At 74.0% G+C, this 17,211-nt stretch carries 14 protein-coding genes and 1 pseudogene; 7 read left to right on the top strand and 8 right to left on the bottom strand.

Going from position 1 to position 17,211, the window contains the following annotated elements; translation table 11 throughout:
* The 5 genes and pseudogenes from ACIRBY_RS37705 to ACIRBY_RS37685 all read right to left on the bottom strand — a co-directional run.
* Nucleotides 1–716 (bottom strand): annotated as a pseudogene (locus tag ACIRBY_RS37705) (urease subunit alpha); the annotation flags it as partial.
* Complete coding sequence (gene ureA / locus ACIRBY_RS37700; RefSeq protein WP_403909643.1) at nt 713–1,417, bottom strand: urease subunit gamma; 705 nt, start codon at nt 1,415–1,417, stop codon at nt 713–715. The gene ureA and the pseudogene ACIRBY_RS37705, both read right to left, overlap by 4 nt.
* Nucleotides 1,418–1,632: 215 nt before the next feature.
* Nucleotides 1,633–2,214 carry a TetR/AcrR family transcriptional regulator gene (locus ACIRBY_RS37695; protein ID WP_042810795.1) on the bottom strand — a complete coding sequence of 194 codons (582 nt, stop codon included), beginning with the start codon at nt 2,212–2,214 and terminating at the stop codon, nt 1,633–1,635.
* An 83-nt stretch (nt 2,215–2,297) separates the two neighbouring features.
* Nucleotides 2,298–3,461 (bottom strand): agmatine deiminase family protein, encoded by a 1,164-nt coding sequence (locus tag ACIRBY_RS37690; protein ID WP_403909640.1) that lies wholly within the window; start codon nt 3,459–3,461, stop codon nt 2,298–2,300.
* A gap of 117 nt (nt 3,462–3,578) precedes the next feature.
* Complete coding sequence (locus ACIRBY_RS37685; protein ID WP_403909637.1) at nt 3,579–5,267, bottom strand: serine/threonine-protein kinase; 1,689 nt, start codon at nt 5,265–5,267, stop codon at nt 3,579–3,581.
* 130 nt (nt 5,268–5,397) lie between these two features.
* Between ACIRBY_RS37685 and ACIRBY_RS37680 the strand changes: the two genes are divergently transcribed.
* Both ACIRBY_RS37680 and ACIRBY_RS37675 read left to right on the top strand, forming a co-directional pair.
* Nucleotides 5,398–5,979 (top strand): TetR/AcrR family transcriptional regulator, encoded by a 582-nt coding sequence (locus tag ACIRBY_RS37680; protein WP_403909634.1) that lies wholly within the window; start codon nt 5,398–5,400, stop codon nt 5,977–5,979.
* Between the two features lie 222 nt (nt 5,980–6,201).
* On the top strand, nt 6,202–7,374 hold the full coding sequence (locus tag ACIRBY_RS37675) for an agmatine deiminase family protein (RefSeq protein WP_403909631.1): 1,173 nt from the start codon (nt 6,202–6,204) through the stop codon (nt 7,372–7,374).
* Nucleotides 7,375–7,441: 67 nt separating this feature from the next.
* On the opposite strand, the gene ACIRBY_RS37670 is transcribed toward ACIRBY_RS37675, so the two are convergent.
* Both ACIRBY_RS37670 and ACIRBY_RS37665 read right to left on the bottom strand, forming a co-directional pair.
* Nucleotides 7,442–9,160 (bottom strand): acyl-CoA dehydrogenase family protein, encoded by a 1,719-nt coding sequence (locus ACIRBY_RS37670; protein ID WP_403909628.1) that lies wholly within the window; start codon nt 9,158–9,160, stop codon nt 7,442–7,444.
* A 36-nt stretch (nt 9,161–9,196) separates the two neighbouring features.
* Nucleotides 9,197–9,766, bottom strand: coding sequence for a PadR family transcriptional regulator (locus ACIRBY_RS37665; RefSeq protein WP_403909625.1), 570 nt, complete (start codon nt 9,764–9,766; stop codon nt 9,197–9,199).
* A gap of 137 nt (nt 9,767–9,903) precedes the next feature.
* Here ACIRBY_RS37665 and ACIRBY_RS37660 point away from each other — a divergent pair, with 137 nt between their 5' ends.
* The 5 genes from ACIRBY_RS37660 (at nt 9,904) to ACIRBY_RS37640 (ending at nt 13,818) form a co-directional block, all read left to right on the top strand.
* Nucleotides 9,904–10,407: a GNAT family N-acetyltransferase gene (locus tag ACIRBY_RS37660; RefSeq protein WP_403909622.1), complete on the top strand. Its 504-nt coding sequence runs from the start codon at nt 9,904–9,906 to the stop codon at nt 10,405–10,407.
* Nucleotides 10,408–10,542: 135 nt separating this feature from the next.
* Entirely contained in the window at nt 10,543–11,259 is a 717-nt protein-coding gene (locus tag ACIRBY_RS37655) for a TetR/AcrR family transcriptional regulator (protein WP_403909619.1), read from the top strand.
* 42 nt (nt 11,260–11,301) lie between these two features.
* Complete coding sequence (locus tag ACIRBY_RS37650) at nt 11,302–12,462, top strand: MAB_1171c family putative transporter (RefSeq protein ID WP_403909616.1); 1,161 nt, start codon at nt 11,302–11,304, stop codon at nt 12,460–12,462.
* Between the two features lie 301 nt (nt 12,463–12,763).
* Nucleotides 12,764–13,243, top strand: coding sequence for an XRE family transcriptional regulator (locus ACIRBY_RS37645; protein ID WP_403909613.1), 480 nt, complete (start codon nt 12,764–12,766; stop codon nt 13,241–13,243).
* Nucleotides 13,240–13,818 (top strand): toxin, encoded by a 579-nt coding sequence (locus ACIRBY_RS37640; protein ID WP_403909610.1) that lies wholly within the window; start codon nt 13,240–13,242, stop codon nt 13,816–13,818. The genes ACIRBY_RS37645 and ACIRBY_RS37640 overlap by 4 nt, the downstream gene beginning before the upstream one ends.
* 9 nt (nt 13,819–13,827) lie before the next feature.
* Here ACIRBY_RS37640 and ACIRBY_RS37635 read toward each other — a convergent pair whose 3' ends face one another.
* Complete coding sequence (locus ACIRBY_RS37635) at nt 13,828–17,196, bottom strand: aminotransferase class I/II-fold pyridoxal phosphate-dependent enzyme (RefSeq protein WP_403909607.1); 3,369 nt, start codon at nt 17,194–17,196, stop codon at nt 13,828–13,830.
* Nucleotides 17,197–17,211 lie beyond the last annotated feature (15 nt).

Genomic DNA, 17,211 nt, shown 5'->3' with positions numbered 1-17,211 from the left:
CGGGTGTGGGCGCCCATGTCCTCGTGCACCTTGAAACCGCAGGCACCGCCCTCGGCCAGGGCCTCGACCAGGGGCGCGGCGTCCGAGGAGGAGCCCCGGGCGAGGAAGCCCACGTTCACCGGCCAGGCGTCGAAGGCGTTGAACCCGTGCCGCAGCGCCCAGGGCGAGTTCACGCCGACGCCCCAGGTGGGCCCGATCTCCTGGCCGATGACCGTGGTCACACCGCTGGCGAGCGAGGCCTCCATGATCCGCGGGGAGAGCAGGTGGACATGGGTGTCGACCGCACCCGCCGTGGCGATCAGGCCCTCGCCCGAGATCATCGTCGTCCCGGTGCCGACGACGACGTCGACCCCGTCGAGGGTGTCCGGGTTGCCGGCCCGGCCGATGGCGTGGATACGGCCCTCGCGGATGCCGATGGACACCTTCTTGATGCCGAGGACGGCGTCGATCACCAGGACGTTGCTGATGACCGCGTCGCAGGTCTCGCGGACGGCGGCGGCCTTGAGGTGGAGGCCGTCGCGGGCGGTCTTGCCGAAGCCGGCCAGGAACTCGTCGCCGGGCTTCTGGGCGTCGGACTCCACCCGGACGGTCAGCCCCGAGTCGCCGAGCCGGACCCGGTCGCCCGCGCGGGGGCCGTGCACCGTGGCGTACTCGTACGGGTCGATGTGCCGGCTGCCGGGAGCGCAGTGGTCGCCGTGGCGGGACGGTCTGCTCATGTCGGGATCCCTTCCGGGGCCACGGCGCCGAGGTAGCCGCGGGCGGCGGCGCGGGCCAGGGCCCGCTCCTTGGCGCCGGGGGCGTCGAGCGGACCGTCGACCAGGCCCGCGAAGCCGATCGCGATCCGCGCGCCGCCGATCGGGACCAGGCCCACCTCGACGGTGGCACCGGGGTCGAAGCGGGTGGAGGAACCGGCCGCGACCGCCGGCCGCATGCCGTACGCGGCTGCCCGGTCGAAGTCGAGGCGCGGGTTCGCCTCGAAGAAGTGGAAGTGGGAGGTGACGCTCACCGGCACGGACGCCGTGTTGCGGACGGCCAGGGTGAGCACGGGCTCCGGCTCGTCGACGGTGTCCGCGCCCGGCAGGACGGCGCCGGGGGCCCCGTCGTCGCGGGGCTGCGCCCCGAAGGGGTCGCCGACCGCGGCGAGCCGGGTGCCGTCCTCGAACACGGCCTCGACCATCACCTCGGTCACGATGTCCACGACGCCCGGCAGCACGTCGTCGGGGCCGAGCACGCCGCGGCCCCGTTCGAGGGCCTCGGCGAGGCGGACGCCGTCGCGGGCGGCCTCGCACACCGTGTCCGCGATCAGCGCGGTGGCCTCGGGGACGTTGAGCCGCAGGCCCCGCGCCCGCCGGGCCCGGGCCAGTTCCGCGGCGGTGAACAGCAGGAGCCGGTCGCGTTCGGTGGGTGTCAGGGGCACGGGGCCCACCGGGTACGGGAAACGTTCATGATCATTCCTTTGGGATCGCGCCGCCTCGGTGGTGCGCCGGGCGACGCGAGGAACTGTGGCACTGACTGAAAATTCAGTCAATAGTTGGGGCAAGGAAAGGCCCCGGCCTGCGGGAGGACACGACGGAGTCGCGTCCGGGCAGGCCGGAGCGGCCCACCGGGACGTGGGGAGGGGAGGCGGAGACCTCAGTACTGCCGGAGTCCGGCCAGCTCGGCGTCGATGGCCCCGCGCATGAGTTCGCGCGCGTGGTCGATCCGGATGCCGCCGCTCAGCCAGCGCATGCTCAGCCCCTCCAGCAGGGCGGTGAGGCGTTCGGCGGCCGCGGCGAGCGAGGAGGCGGTCGCCATCGGCTGGACCTGCCCCAGCAGTGCGGCGACCTCCTGGACCCAGACCAGGGTGGCCCGGGCGAGGTCCTCGCGCAGCACCTCGTCGAAGACGGCACTGGCCCGCAGCTCGCCCCAGGCCGAGCTGTTCTCCCGCACCTCCACGGTGTCCTGGAGCTCCAGCAGGAGGGTCTCGTCCAGCTCCTCCCGCGGGGTGAGGGGAGGGGCGTCCGGGTCGCGGTCGGTGGTGTAGCGCTCGGCCCGGTCGTTGATGAACTCGAGGGTCTGGCGCAGGACGCCGGTGCGGTCCTTGAAGTGGTAGTAGATCAGGGCCGTGGACACGCCGGCCTCGGCCGCGAGTTCCTCCACGCGCAGCCCGCGGACCCCGCGCCGGGCGATCACCCGGGCGGCCGCTTCGAGGATCTGAGTGCTGCGAGACGCCATGACCCGCACCTTACCGGGGCGTTCGGGTACGGACGCACCCGGCCCGTCCCCGGACCGGCGGACCTGCCGGGGCTCGGCGGGCATCAGGAGGCCGGCGGAACGGCCGGGTGGGACTGGGTGGCGCAGTGGATGCCGCCGCCACCGCTCGCGATGCCGTTGATGGCGATCTGGACCACCTGCCGGCCGGGGTAGGCGGCCTGGAGGATGGCGCGGGCCGTGCCGTCCGCGGAGGCGTCCCCGAACCGCGGGGCGATCACCGCGCCGTTCGGCGTGTAGTAGTTGGTGTAGCTGGACAGGAACTCGTCCCCCTGGCCGATGATCTTGGTGCGGTCCGGGCCGGGCAGCTCGGTGACGGCCAGGCTGCGGCCCCGGGCGTCGGTGGCGGCCTGCAGGACCCTCCTGGTCTCCTCGTAGACCGCGATCCACCTGGCGTCCGCGCCGGGGCCGGGACGGTCGAGGATGACCTTGCCCGGGGCCGTGAAACGGGCCAGGCAGTCGATGTGGCAGTCGGTGATGTCCGCACCCGCCAGGCCCGGGGCCCAGATGACCTTGTCGATGCCGAGCGCCGCTTTCAGCTCCTGTTCCACCTGCTGCTGCGTCATGCCCGGGTTGCGGTTGGGGTTCACCAGCGAGCTGACGGTGGCCAGCAGCGTCCCCTCGCCGTCGGTCTCCAGCGAGCCGCCCTCGCCGGTGAAGCCCGCCTGGACCCGGTTCACGGCGTACTCGCCGAGGAGGATGCCGGCGGCCGCGGCGTCGTTGGCGAAGGGCTGGGCGTACTTCGTGCCCGTCTTGCCCCAGCCGTTGAAGTGGGTGTCCACGCCGGCCACGGCTCCCGGGCCGGCCAGGAAGGTGGGCCCGAAGTCGCGGATCCACAGGTCGTCGACCGGGATCTCGATGACGTCGATGGCGTGGCGGGCGCCGCGGCCGCACTGGTAGCGGGCGTCGGCGGCCTGGCCGGGGCGCGCCAGCACGACGACCGGCTCGAAGCGGGAGATCTCGTACGCGACGCCCGCGATGTCGGCGCGGACGCCCTCCAGCGCGCTGCCCCAGACCCGGGAGAGGGCGGGCCAGGCCATGTACGTGCGGACGTGCGCGTCGGTCTCGGCCGGCATGGTCAGCCCGGCCGGGGCGCCGGCGGTGGCCGCCCGGGCGAGGGCGGAGGGCAGGGCGGTGCCGAGGGCGGCCAACGGCAGGGCCGCCGCTCCGAGCCGGAGCAGCCGGCGGCGGGAGGTGGTGGGCATGTCCATGGGGGGCTCCCTGAGGAGGAAGGGGCGGGGATGATCGGCATCCTTGCGTTAACTGAAAATTCAGTCAATACATGGGAGGGAGATTGGAGGAACTCGTTCCGTGTCGCCGCCCCCGGATCAGCCGAGGTGGTACTGGTCCACGACGACCGTCACGGGCCCGGAGGCGGCCGCCTTGCGGAGCCGGACGACCGCCAGCTCGCGCCGGTCGGGGCTGCGGACGCAGAACGGCCGCTCCCCCGCCAGGGCGCTGAAGGGCAGGGCGGTGACGGGCTTCGTCCCGATGCCCTGGAGGCAGCCGGGCACCGTGAGCGTCCGGCCGTCGGCCACGAAGGAGTCGGACTCCTCCGAGGGCACGAAGGCCTGGCCGTCGCGGGCGAGGAACCAGGTGGCCGTGTCCGCGGGGACCACCTTCCCGGCCTTCAGGTCGAACTCGTAGCCGGTGTCGGGGGCGGTCAGCTCGACCTGGGTGTAGCCCGCCGGGTAGGGGGTGGGGGACGGGGACGGCCGGTCGGTGTCGGCCTCGCCGTCGGCCGGGACCCGGTCCTCGGCGGAGGCGGCGGCCCCCTCCTCGGGGCCGTCCGCGCCGTCCAGGTGGTACGCGGCCGCGCCGCAGGCCAGCAGGGTCGCCGCCACCGCCCCGGCCACCGCGGGCAGGCGCCGTCCGCGCCGGGCCGCCCGGCGGCCGGGGGACGGCTCCGGGGCGGGCTCCGGCGCCGGAGCCGGCGCGGGGGCGGGGGCGGGGGCGGGGGCGGCGGGCACCGGAGCGGCCACGGGGGCGGCGGCCGGGTGCGCGCCGGGCCGGGGGGTGCGGGCCGGGGGCGCACCGGGCGCGGACGCGGTGGCCGTGGCGGCCATCGCCGTCGGCGCGTGGGTCGCGGGCCCGTCGGCGGAGGCCCGCGGGGCCCCGCCTACCTCCTCCCGGACCGGCCGGGGCAGCCAGCCGTCGGTGAACTCCGGCCGCCGGCCGACGGCGGGGTGCGCGTGGACGTACGCGATCAGCTCGGCGGTGGTCGGGCGGTCCTGGGGCTGCTTGGCCAGGCACCACGCCACCAGGTCGTACAGCGCGGCGGGGATCCGCGAGAGGTCGGGGTGCTCGTGGACCACGCGGTACAGGGCCGTGGACTCCGGTCCGGCACCGAAGGGCGGCGCGCCGCCGGCGACGAACGCGACGAGGGCGCCGAGGGCGAAGACGTCGGTGGCCGGGGTCACCCGGTGGCCGAGGGCCTGCTCCGGCGCCATGAAGGCGGCCGTGCCGATCCGCAGCCCGGTGCCGGTCAGCGCGGAGGAGTCCGCCGCGTGCGCGATGCCGAAGTCGATCACGCGGGGGCCGTCCCCCGCGAGGAGGACGTTGGCGGGCTTCAGGTCGCGGTGGACGACTCCGGCCCCGTGGATGGCCTGGAGGGCCTCCGCCATGCCCGCGACCAGCAGCAGCACCGTCCGCACGGGCAGCGGGCCGTGCCGGCGCACCACCTCGTGCAGGGAGGGGCCCGGTACGTAGGCGGTGGCGAGCCACGGGGTGCGCTCGTCCACCCCGAAGTCGACCACCTGCGCCGTGAACAGGCCGTGGATCCGGCGGGCGCTGGCCACCTCCCGGGCGAACCGCTCGCGGAACTCCGGATCCGCCGCGAACTCGGAGCGCACGGCCTTCAGCGCGATCGGGCGGCCGCCGGGCGTGTACGCGAGGTAGACCACCCCCATGCCGCCGGCGCCGAGCCGGGCGTGGAGGCGGTAGCCGCCGATCTCGCGGGGGTCGTCGGCGGACAGGCCCGCGGGGGCGGGCTGGGCGCCGGAAAGCTGGTCGGACATGCGGTGCTCTTTCCACGATGCGGCAGGTCAGGTGGCCGGTTTTCATCGTCTCCTTAACTAAAGTTTCAGTCAACGTGTGACAATACGTGCCGCACCTCGCCGAACGGGTTCACCCAGGAGGGACCACACCGTGACGGACCGCAGACGGGTCATCCTCGAAGGCGCCGCCCGCGTCATCGCACGCCGCGGCGTCCGGGGGCTGCGGGTGGCGGAGCTGGCGGCCGAGGCAGGGGTGTCCACCGCCCTGGTCTACTACCACTTCAAGGACCGGCCCGGCATCCTGCGCGAGGCCCTGGCCTTCATCGGGGACCGGGCCGACCGGTACACCGGGCCCGGGGACGAGGAGGCCGCGCGATGCCCGGCCGATCCCCGCGAGCTGCTGGAGCGGACCCTGCTCCTGGAGTTCCAGGACCTGCCCGAGGTCCGGGAGAACAGCACGGCCTGGGGGGAGCTGCGGGCCCACACGGTCTTCGACCCGGAGCTGCGCGAGGAGCTCGCGGCGGCCGGCGCGGCCTGGACGGCCGAGGTCGCGGAGCTGGTCGCGGCCGTCCGTCCGGCGGCGCCCCCCGCCGCCGCCACGGGCGCCGCCCAGCGGCTGACCGCACTGCTGGAGGGACTCAGCGTGCGCTGGCTCAGCGGCCTGCTGCCCCTGGGGCACGCCCGGCACCTGATGCGCGAGGCGGTCCGCGTGGAGGTCGACCGGCTGGGCTGACCGGCCCGCGGGGCGCGTCGGACGACCGATCCCGCCCGGCGCGGCGGTTTGACTGAATTTTCAGTCAGTGCCACAGTGGCGGTACGAGGTCGTTCCGCTTCCTCCCGCACTGGCCCTTCGCGGGACCGGGAGCGCACCCTCGTCCCAGGAGCGCGGGTCCGTCCGCCGGGCCCGCCCTGGCCGGACGCACCTGGTCCGCCAGTCCACGATCGGAGTCATCCCGTGTCGAACCCTCCCCCCACCCGCCGGACCGTCCTGCGCACCCTCGCCGGCTTCGGCGCCCTCGCCCTCGGCGCGGCGGCCTGCGGCCCCGTCGACGACGCCGCGGAGCGGCCCGGCAGCCCGGCCGGCACCCCCGAGCAGGCCGCCGCGAACGGTGCGAAGCGCCGGCTCGGCGCCGAGTGGGAGAGCCACACCCGTACGTTCATGGCCTGGCCGGCCCTGGCCGCGGGCGTGTGGGACCAGGACCTGCCGTACGTGCGCGAGGACATCGCGCGGATCGCACGGGCCGTCGGGAAGTACGAGGCGGTGGTCATGATGGCCCGGCCCGACCAGGCGGACGCGGCCCAGCGGGCGTGCGGCTCCCAGGTCGAGGTCATCCCGCTGGCCGTGGACGACCTGTGGGCCCGCGACACCGTCCCCGTCTTCGTCGAGGAGGCCGGCAAGGTCGTCGGCGTCGACTTCAACTTCAACGGCTGGGGCAACAAGCAGCAGCACGGGAACGACGCCCAGGTCGGCCGGACCCTGCTGCGCACGTACGGGATCCCCCGGGTCCAGGCCCCGCTGGTCGCGGAGGGCGGCTCCTTCGAGACCGACGGCGAGGGCACCCTCCTGGTGACCGAGAGCTCGATCGTCAACGACAACCGCAACCGCGGGAAGTCCCGGGACACGATCGAGGCCGAGCTGAAGAAGACCCTGGGTGTCGGGAAGGTCGTCTGGCTGGCCGGCGTGCGCGGCCAGGACATCACCGACGCCCATGTGGACAGCCTCGTCCGCTTCACGGCGCCCGGGGTGGTCCTGCTGGACCGCGCCCACCCGAACACCCCGCCGGACTCCTGGTCCCGCTCCGCCGACCAGGCGAAGTCCGTCCTGTCGACTGCCGTCGACGCCCGCGGCCGACGCTTCGAGATCATCGACCTGCCCCAGCCCGACCTGGACCGGATCACGGGCCGGGGCGACGACTTCGTCTCGACCTACGCCAACTTCTACGTGGCCAACGACGCCGTGTTCCTGCCCCGCTTCGGCGACCGGCAGGCCGACGACCGTGCCCGCGGCATCCTCCAGGAGCACTTCCCGAAGCGGGACGTCGTACAGGTGCAGATCGACACGATCGCCTCGGGCGGCGGGGGCATCCACTGCTCCACCCACGACCAGCCCGGGAAGCCGGCCGCCTGACCCGGCGCGGGCCGGGCCCGGGGCCGGGTCGGGGACGGTGTCCCCCGGCCCGGCCCGCGGCCCGCCGCTACGGCGCCATCTCGTACGTCCCCGACAGCGCCTCGACTCGCTGCCAGACGCGGGCCGCGCGGGCCTCGTCGACGACCGGGCGGCGCACCGCGCCGAGCGCCCAGGCCTGCTGCGCCCCGGTGGCGGAGTCCTTGCCGTGCAGTTCGACGGCGTGGCCGGAGAAGTCGCGGACGAGGACGGAGAACAGCTCGTCGAGGACGTCCCCGTCCAGGTCCGTCAGGCCGGCCTGCTCCAGGATCAGCTGGCCGTGGACCACCAGGGCGAAGAGCTGGCCCACGGAGAGCAGGAAGTCCAGGTCGCGGCTCTGCGCCTCGTCGGGGGCGAGGGTGGCGACGAACGCGCAGAGGGCGTCGGCCTGCTCGCGGAAGCGGGCGACGTTCGGCACGTCGGCGTACGCGTCGAAGGCGGGCCGCCAGTCGTGGAAGCGTACGGAGCCCAGGCCGCGGGCCGGGCCCTGCCGGAAGAGGAAGTCGTCGTCGGCCGCGTCGAGGCGGGTCGGCACGGCCGGGTACTCCACCGGCTCCAGCAGGTGGTTGCGCATGAACTTCAGGATCAGCGCGAGGTTGACGTGGACCGTGCCCTCGAGCTTGGGCAGGCCGCGGATCTCGACGGCCGCGTTGGCGAAGTAGGTGTCCTTCTCGAAGCCCTTCGCGGCGATGACGTCCCACATGAGGTCGATGACCTTCTCGCCCTCGGTGGTCACCTTCATCTTCGTCATCGGGTTGAAGAGGAGGTAGCGGCGGTCCTCGGGACCGGCGGAGCGGAAGTAGTCGACGGCGCGGTCGCTGAACAGCTTCATGCCGACGAGGCGGACGTACGCGTCGGCCAGCTCGCGGCGCACGTGCGGGAAGGCGGTGACGGGGCGGCCGTAGAGGACGCGGTTCTGCGCGTGGGTGACGGCCTCGTACATCGCGTGCTCGCAGATGCCGATGGAGGCGGTGCAGAGGTTGAACTTGCCGACGTTGACGGTGTTGAGGGCGGCGTCGAAGGCGGCGCGGCCGGTGTGCAGGACGTCCTCGGCGGCGACCGGGTAGTCCTGGAGCCGGAACTCGCTGACGTACTTGGACGAGTGCACGACGTTCTGCTCGAGGCGGTACGCCGGGTGGCGGCTGTCGGCGGCGAAGAACACGTACCCGTCCGGGCCCTCGACGTCGGTGCGGCGGCCGAAGACGGAGACGAGACCGGCCGCGTTGCCGTTGCCGATGTAGTACTTGGAGCCGCTCGCCAGGAAGCCGCCGTCGCCGTCGGGCTCCAGGAGCATGTCGGTGGAGTAGATGTCGGCGCCGTGCGTCCGCTCGGACAGGCCGAAGGCGAACACCTCGCCCTCGGTGAGCAGTTCGGCGGCGCGGGCGCGGGCGGCGGCGTTCTCGCTCTGCCAGACCGGTCCGAGGCCGAGGATGGTCACCTGCCAGGCGTACCAGTAGTCGAGGCCGTAGAAGCCGAGGATCTCGTTGAGGGCGGCGATCCGGGCGGTGTCCCAGCGCTGGTCCTCGCCGGTCGCGGCGGCGGCCGGGGTGAGGAAGGTGGCGAACAGGCCCTCCTTCGCGGCGAACGCGAGGAAGTCCGCGAGCCAGGCGCGGGTGCGGTAGTCCTCCAGCAGCCGGCGCTTGCCGCGCTCCTCGAACCAGTCGACGGTGGCGCGCAGCAGCCTGCGGGTCTCGGGGTCGAAGTGCGCGGGGTCGTAGGTGCGCGGGTTGAAGAGGAGGGGGTCGGCCATGAGGGGTCGCCTTCCGGGAGGGGTGGGTGGGTGCGGTCAGGCGGACGGTGCGGGCGTCGCGCCCAGGCGGTGCAGGGTGGCGAGGACGTCGTCCAGCCAGGCGACGGTCATCCGCTCGTACGCGATGCCGCCGCGGAGCACGACGTGTTGGAGCTCCTGCCCGGCGTCGAGCGGGTCGGGTGCGCCGGGGCCGGTGAAGTCGCGCCGCTCCCCCGCGAGGTAGTGCGCGAGGCGGTCGCTGTGGGCGCGGTGGTGCCGCTCGACCTCGCGGATCAGGGCGGCGGGGTCGTCGAAGGCCGCGCCGCGGATCTTCACGGCGAGCTCGTGCCGCATGCTCTCGGGTTCGATCGGCTCGTGCAGCCACCGGGCGAGGGCGGCGCGGCCGGGGGCGGCGACGGAGTACTCCTTCTTGTCCGGCCGCCCCTGCTGGGGCACCTCCCGGACGGAGAGCAGTCCGTCGCCCGCCATGCGCCCCAGGACGCGGTAGATCTGCTGGTGCGTGGCGGTCCAGAAGTAGCCGATGGACCGGTCGAACCGCCGGGCCAGTTCGTAGCCGGAGCCCGGCATCTCCAGGAGGGAGACGAGGATCGCGTGGTCGAGCGCCATGCCCCGATCTTTCTATGCAACGAGTTGCATAGACAAGGGGCGCCGCCCGGGTGAGACACGGCTCACCCGGTCCGGGGGCGCGGCGCCCGGCAAATCCGTTTGCCCGCCCCCGCGGCCGGTGGCTAGCGTCGCCGATCATGACTGCCACCCTGCGCACCGAGCGCCTGCACCTCGCCCCCTACGTCCCGCAGGACGAGGAGGACTTCGTGGCCCTGTTCCAGGACGCGCGGGTCTCCCGGTGGATGGGCGACGGCCCCGTCTCCGAGGAGGAGGACCGGGCCCTGTTCGGCCGGATCTTCACGAAGGTCTACGCCCAGGAGCTGTTCGACGTCTGGGCCGTCCGCAGGGACGGCGAGCTGGTCGGGCACGCCGAGATCAAGCACACCGACACGGCCGGGGGCCACGAGATCGTCTACGCGCTGGCCCCCTCGGCCTGGGGCCGCGGTCTGGGCACCGAGCTGGCGCGGGCCGTGGTGGCCCACGGCTTCGACACCCTCGGCCTGGAGGAGGTGCACGCCACGGTGGCCGCGGAGAACGGCGCCTCCCTCGTCCTGCTGGAGCGGATGGGCTTCGCGCACGTCCGGGACCTGACCGAGGACGACGGCAGCACCACCCGGGTGCTGACCCTGCGCCGGACCTGAGCGGCGGGAGACACGGCGGGAGCCTACGGCCCGGTGGCGGGCCGGTGGCCGCCCCGTGGCCGGATCGCAGCGGTCCGCCGGGGCGCTCGCGGTGCTGGGGCCCCGGCGGTTCGGGGCGGCGGGTACGGTTCCGGCATGGACGTTTCAGCAATCAGTTCGAACGACGACGGCCCGACGACGGCGGGGGCGGTCAAGGAGACCGCCCGCCGGCAGCTGGTGGAACTGGGGGCCGCGGGGCTGTCCCTGGAGGGCGTGGCACGGGCGGCCGGGCTCGGGCTCCCCGAGGTCGAGGCCGTCTTCCCCCACCGGGACGACCTGTTGACCGCACTGGTCATCGACGCCTACGACGCCTCGGGCGCCGCGATGGAGCGGGCCGACGCGGCGGGCGGCACGGCGGGGGCGCGGCTGCTCGCCGTCACGCGCGCGCTGCGGCAGTGGTCCTTCGCCAACCCCGGTGAGTTCACGCTGATCTACGGTTCGCCGGTGCCGGGCTACCACGCCCCGCAGGACACCGTCCCGGCCGCCGCGCGGACCCCCGCCGTGCTCGCCGCCATCATCCGGGCGGCCCTGGAGGCCGGCGAACTGACCCCGCCGCGGCGCGCGGTGCCCGGTCCGCCGCTGCTGCTCCCCTCCGCCGTCGAGGCCTTCGGCGGCGTCCCGCAGGCTCCGTTCTCGGACATCATCGAGCGCGGCATCGTGCTGTGGAGCAACCTCATCGGACTCCTGGTCTTCCAGGTCTTCAGCCGCACCCACGACAGCGTCAAGGACGAGGCCGCGTACTTCGACTACGCCATCGCCGTGGCGGCCGAGAGCATCGGGCTCGAGGTCCCGCTGGGCGAACCCACCGACTGACCCCGGCCGCAGCCCCCGCGGCCCCCTGTAGGAAACCAGGCCTTGAACACCATCAGAACCCTCTGCTTCGTCATCGCGGCGCTCTCCTCGTACGCCGCGCTCTTCTACCGGCTGTGCCAGGCGCGGCGCAGCCGGCACGACAGCGCCTACTGGACGCTGATCACCACACTGGTACTCCAGTGCCTCACCTTCACCATGGGCGCCGTGGCCATGGGCGGCCCGACCTTCCTGGGCGTCGGCAACCTCGCCATCCTCCTCATGCACCTCTCGGCGGTGGCGTACTGCGTCGCCGCGGAGATCATCCTGCTGCGGTGGGCGGCGTCCGACGAGGAGGCCCGGCGCAAGACGCGGTGGTGGCTGATCACCGGGACCGCGCTCGACGTGGCCCTGGTGGCGCTCTTCCTCCTCGCCGACGGGACCTCCCGGCCGGCCTCGGACTTCGACACGGGCAGCGGGCAACCGCTGGTCCTCGTCTACCTCCTGGCCTTCATGGCGTCCCAGGCGCTGCCCTGCGTGACCATCTTCCGCCAGTGCGGCTCGTACGCGCGGATGACGGACAACGACTCGCTGCGGCAGGCGCTGCGGGTGCTGCGGGTGGCCGCCGTGGTGCTGTTCCTCTACTGCTCGTGCCGGACGCTCAACATCCTCACGGCGGCGGCCGGGGTCGACATCGGGGCCTGGAAGCTGGCCTCGAACCTCTTCAGCGCGGCCGGCATCGTCATCCTGTCGCTCGGCCTCACCAACTCCTCGTGGGGTCCGGCGGCTTCCCGGCTGCTGGCGTGGGGGCGCAGCTACCGCTCGTACCGGGCGCTGTACCCGCTCTGGCGGGACCTGTACGAGTCCTCCCCGGACATCGCCCTGGAGCCGCCGGGCGCCTCGGTCTCGGACCTGGACTACCGGCTGCACCGCCGGGTCGTCGAGATACGCGACGGATGGCGGGACCTGCGCCCGTACATCGACCGTACGACGGTGGGCGGTTCGGACGGGTCGGCGGGGCGCGAGGAGAGCGAGGAGTCGCGGCAGGCCTTCACGGAGGCGGCGCGGATCAAGCGGGCCCTGACGGCCAAGCAGGCCGGGACCATGCCGCACGACAACAAGGACGCGGGCGACTTCGACGACCGCGACACGGACAACTTCACGGCAGAGGTGGCCTGGCTCACCAAAGTCGCGGCCGCCTACAGTAAACTCGGCACCGCGAGTTGAAGCTCCCGCCCGGTTCGTATCCCCCGTCGAACCGGGCGGGCCTCCCCCGTTCCCCCCGCGTGCGACGTGGGCCGTACGGGTGGTTCATGCCCGGACTGGCCCGGCCCATCCCCCGAGGGCCGGGCCAGTCCGCTTTTCACCGCCTGCCCCCGTCGGACTTCCCCCGTGACGAGTTAGCTGGCAGCTATCGGCGAGACCCAACGTTGGCGGAGTCCAGGCCAATTGTCAACTGACCGCTATTCTGTGAAACTGGCGTATAGCCAAGGGCTATACCGAGGAGGTGACGGGAGGAAGATTCACCATGACCGAGAGCGACGACCGGCCCCTGCTCGCCAGGCGCCTCGACGACCTGTTCAAGACGGTCCGTCCCAAGGGCAAGCACTGGACCAACGCCGAGGTGGCGGAGGAACTGAAGCGGGCCAACCCCGAGCTCAAGGCCGGGGGCGTCTACCTCTCGCAACTGCGGACGGGGAAGCGCTCCAACCCGTCGCCCGACCTCCTGGCGGCCCTGGCCAAGTTCTTCGGCGTCTCGGTCGCCTACTTCTTCGACGACAAGGTCGCCGAGTCCGTGCTCAGCCAGGTCGCCGCCATCGAGGCGCTGCGGCAGTCCGGGGTCCGGGCCGTGGCGATGCGCGCGGCCGGGATGAAGAAGGAGAACCTCGCGGCCATCACGGCCATCATGGACCAGTACCGGCAGATGCAGGGCCTCCCGCCGGTCACCGACGCCCCCGTCGCCGAGTCCCCCTCGGCCGACGGACCCGGCCCCTCCGAGCCCGTATGAGGGGCGCGTGGAAGGAGCGGGCCGCCGATCACGACCGCCGCAGCCGGCTCAAGAAGCTCCGCAAGGCCGGCGCCCGGCGGCTCGCCGAACTCGGCCTCCCCGAGGTGTCCGACGTCGCCGAACTCTGCCGCCACCTCGGTGAGGCGCGCGACCGGCCGATCCTCCTCGTCCCGATGCAGATGCCCTCCTCGCACCCGTGCGGCATGTGGGTCGCCGCCCGCGACGAGGACCTGATCTTCTACGACGCCAACACCACCAGCGCGCATCAGGAGCACATCATCTTGCACGAGCTGGGCCACATCATCTGCTGCCATCGCGGGGCCGGCGGACTGGACGAGGCGGCCGCCCGCCTCCTCTTCCCCGACCTCGACCCCGACCTCGTGCGCGACATGCTCCTGCGCGCGACCTACGACGACGTGCAGGAGCAGGAGGCGGAGATCATCGCCTATCTGCTCGCCCAGCGGATGGAGGGCGCCGAGCAGCGGCATCCGGCGCCCCCGGAGGCAGAGGCGGGCGAGGACGGCGACCCGGAGAAGAGCGCCCTGCTCAGCCGGATCGAACGCACCCTCTTCTAACGTGACCGCTCACGGCGCGGCGGCGGACGCCACCTCCTCGGCCAGGACCGCCACGGCCCTGCGCACGTCCTCCTCGCGGTGCTCGCCGGTCACGAAGAACCGCAGCCGCGACAGCCCCTCCTCCACGGCGGGGTGGAAGATCGGGTCGGCGATGACGCCCCGGGCGTAGAGGCCGTCCGCGACGCGCAGGGTCCGGGCCGAGTCCCCGAGGATGCACGGCACGATGGGCGTGTGGGCGCTGGAGCCGGTCGCCAGGCCGGCGGAGGCGGCCAGGCGCAGGAAGAGCTCGGAGTTGCGCCGCAGCGCGCCCACCCGGTGCGGCTCCGCCGCGATCAGCTCGGTGGCGGCCAGCGCGGCCGCCGCGTTGGGCGGGGTCAGGCCGACGCTGTAGACGAAGCCGGGGAGGGTGTGGCGCAGCCAGCGCACCATCCGGGCCGAGCCGCCGAGGTAGCCGCCGCAGCTGGCGAAGGCCTTGGAGAGGGTGCCCATCCACAGGTCCACGTCGCGGCGGTCCACCCCGAAGAACTCTCCGACGCCCCGGCCCCTTTCGCCGACGGTGCCGATGCTGTGCGCCTCGTCCACCATCAGCAGGGCGCCGTAGCGTTTCTTCAACTCGATCACGGCGGGCAGGTCGACGAGGTCGCCGTCCATGCTGTAGGCGCCCTCGACGGCGATCAGCACACGGCGGAACCGGGACCGGTTGAGCCGCAGCAGGTGCTCCAGCTGCTCCGTGTCGTTGTGGGCGAACGGGCGGCGCGCGGCCCCGGACAGGGCGCAGCCCTGGAGGATGCTGTCGTGGGCGAGCGCGTCGTGCAGGACGAGGTCCCCCGCGCCGACGAGGTGCCCGATCGCGGTGACGTTGGTGGCGTGGCCGCTGACCAGCGTCAGGCAGTCCCCGACCCCGAGGAACTCGGTCAGGGCCCGTTCGAGGCGGACGGTGAGGTCCCGCTCGCCGGACAGGACCCGGCTCGCGGAGACGGAGGTACCGTACCGCTCGACCGCCCGGTGCACGGCCTCGTTGACGGCGGGGTGCCCGGACAGGCCCAGGTAGTTGTAGCTGCCGAAGGAGAGGTACGGGCGGCCGCCGATCACCGTGGTGTCGCGGATGTTGCCCTCGTGGACCCGGAAGTACGGGAAGTCCGCCCCGGTGTCGGCGATGGACCCGAGGAGCTGTTCGAGCTTGCCCACCTCCGGGAAGTCGTCGACGTCCGCCGTGTCGGCGCTCCACCGCACGGCCGGGTCCGGGGGGCCGGCCGGCGCCGGCGCGGACGGTGCGGGGGCCGCCGGGGCGCCCTCCGGCCCGGTGCGCTCCGGGTCGACGAGCCTGATCAGGCGGCCGACGGTGAGCTCCGGGGAGAACATCTCCTCGGTCCTGAACCCCGGTACCCGCTGGGCGAGGCGCGTGTCCAGCTCGTGCAGCATCAGGGAGTCGAAGCCGAGGTCGGCGACGAGCGTCTGGCCCTCGTGCAGGTCGGACAGGGGGTAGACGCCGGTCCGCGACACCTCTTCGAGGACGACCGCCCGGGCGCTCGCCCCGTCGAACCGCGCCTCCCGGGGCGGCGGGGCGGAGGCGGGCGCCGCCGGAGCGGGCTCCGGGTCGGCGGTCCCGCGCGCCGACTCGTCCACGATCCAGTGCCGGCGCGGCGCGAGCGGGCTCGGCGGCAGGGTGCACGGGGGTGTCCGGAGGCCGGCGGGGACGAACGCCTCCCCGCAGGCGCCGACACCCTGGCCCGCCTCCACGGCCCCGGCCGCCTCGGTCAGCCGGGCGACCGCCTCGGCGGTGTCGGCCGCCTCCACGGTGAGGCGTTCGGTGAGCGGGGCGCGGCGGGCCAGGGTGTCGGCGACGGCGTCCAGCGGCGGCCGCTCCTCGGCGAGGGTACGGGCCAGGTCCCGGGCGTACCGGGCCAGGCCGGCCCGGTCGCGCGCGCCGAGGGCCAGGACGTACGGACCCGGGGACGGCGCCGGGCGGGCCGGCGCCGCGGGGTGCTCCTCCACGACCAGGTGCACACCGGTGCCTCCGAAGCCGAACGCGCTGACGCCGGCCCGGCGCGGCCGGCCGTCCCGCGGCCAGGGGACGGGCTCCGTCGGCACGGTCAGCCGCGCGGACTCCAGCAGGGCGCGGTCGGCGAGCCCGAATCCCGGCTGCGGGGGGATCACGCCCCGCTGGACGGCCAGCACGGACTTGATGAGCCCGGCCAGCCCCGCGGAGTTGAGCGAGTGTCCGACCACGGCCTTGACCGCCCCGAGGTGGGCGGGGGCCGCCGCCTCTCCGCGCAGCTCGCGCAGGACGGCGAGCTCCACCGGATCGCCGACGGTGGTCCCGGTGCCGTGCGCCTCCAGGTAGCCGACCTCGCCGGGGGCCAGGCCCGCGTCGCGGTAGGCGCGGCGCAGGGCGCGCAGCTGTCCGGCGGCCTGCGGGTGCATACCGCCCTGGACGGTCCCGTCGTTGGCGCTGCCCACACCGCGGATCACCGCGTACACCCGGTCGCCGGCCGCCTGCGCGTCGGCCAGGGTCCTGAGCACCAGCACCCCGGCGCCCTCGCCGAGGACGAAGCCGTCGGCGTCCGCGCCGAAGGGCAGGCAGCGGCCGCTGCGCGAGAGGGCGCCGATCCGGCACAGCCCCACGAGCAGGTCGGGGGTGACGATCAGCTGGGCGCCGCCCGCGAGGGCGATGCGGGTGCGGCCCGAGCGCAGCGCGTGGACGGCGTTGGCCACGGCCATGAGCCCGCCGGAGCAGGCGGAGTCCAGGGCGTAGCTCTCGCCGTGCAGGTCGAAGACCGAACTGATCGTGTTCGGGCCCATGTTGAGCAGGATCCCGGCCACGGAGGTGCCCTGCATCCCGTCGACGGCGCGGACCGTCTGGCGCCAGCCGGGGTCGCCCGGCCGGGCGCCGAACTCCCCGCCGGCCAGCTGGCGCATGCGGATCTGCAGGGTGGTCAGGCCGCGGTAGCCGCTGTCGGTGAGGGCCGTGATCACCGAGGTCTCCTCGCGGTCGAAGCCGTCGGCCTCCCATCCGGCGTCCTGGATCGCCTCGCGGGCGAGGTCGATCAGCAGCCGGTGCTGGGGGTCCATCGCCTTCGCCCGGCGCGGCGGGATGCCGTAGTGGGCCGCGTCGAAGCGGTCCACGTCGGGCAGGAGCGCCATGGTGTCGGTGTAGGCGGCCGAGGTGTCGCGGAAGTCGTCGCCGAGGAAGGAGTCGGCGCGCCACCGCGTGTCGGGGACGCGGCCGAACTGTGCCCGCGGGTCCATCAGGAGCCGCCAGTACTCGTTGGGGTTCCGCGCCCCCGGGAACCGGCACGCCATGCCGACGACGGCTATGTCGTCCCGGCCCCGTTCGCGTCCCTGCCCCGCTCCGCTGGGGTCCACTGTGGAATTCATCCCTCTCACTGGAAC

Source organism: Streptomyces sp. NPDC096136 (assembly GCF_044763325.1).
Classification (GTDB): domain Bacteria; phylum Actinomycetota; class Actinomycetes; order Streptomycetales; family Streptomycetaceae; genus Streptomyces.
This window is presented reverse-complemented; position numbering and strand designations above follow the sequence as displayed.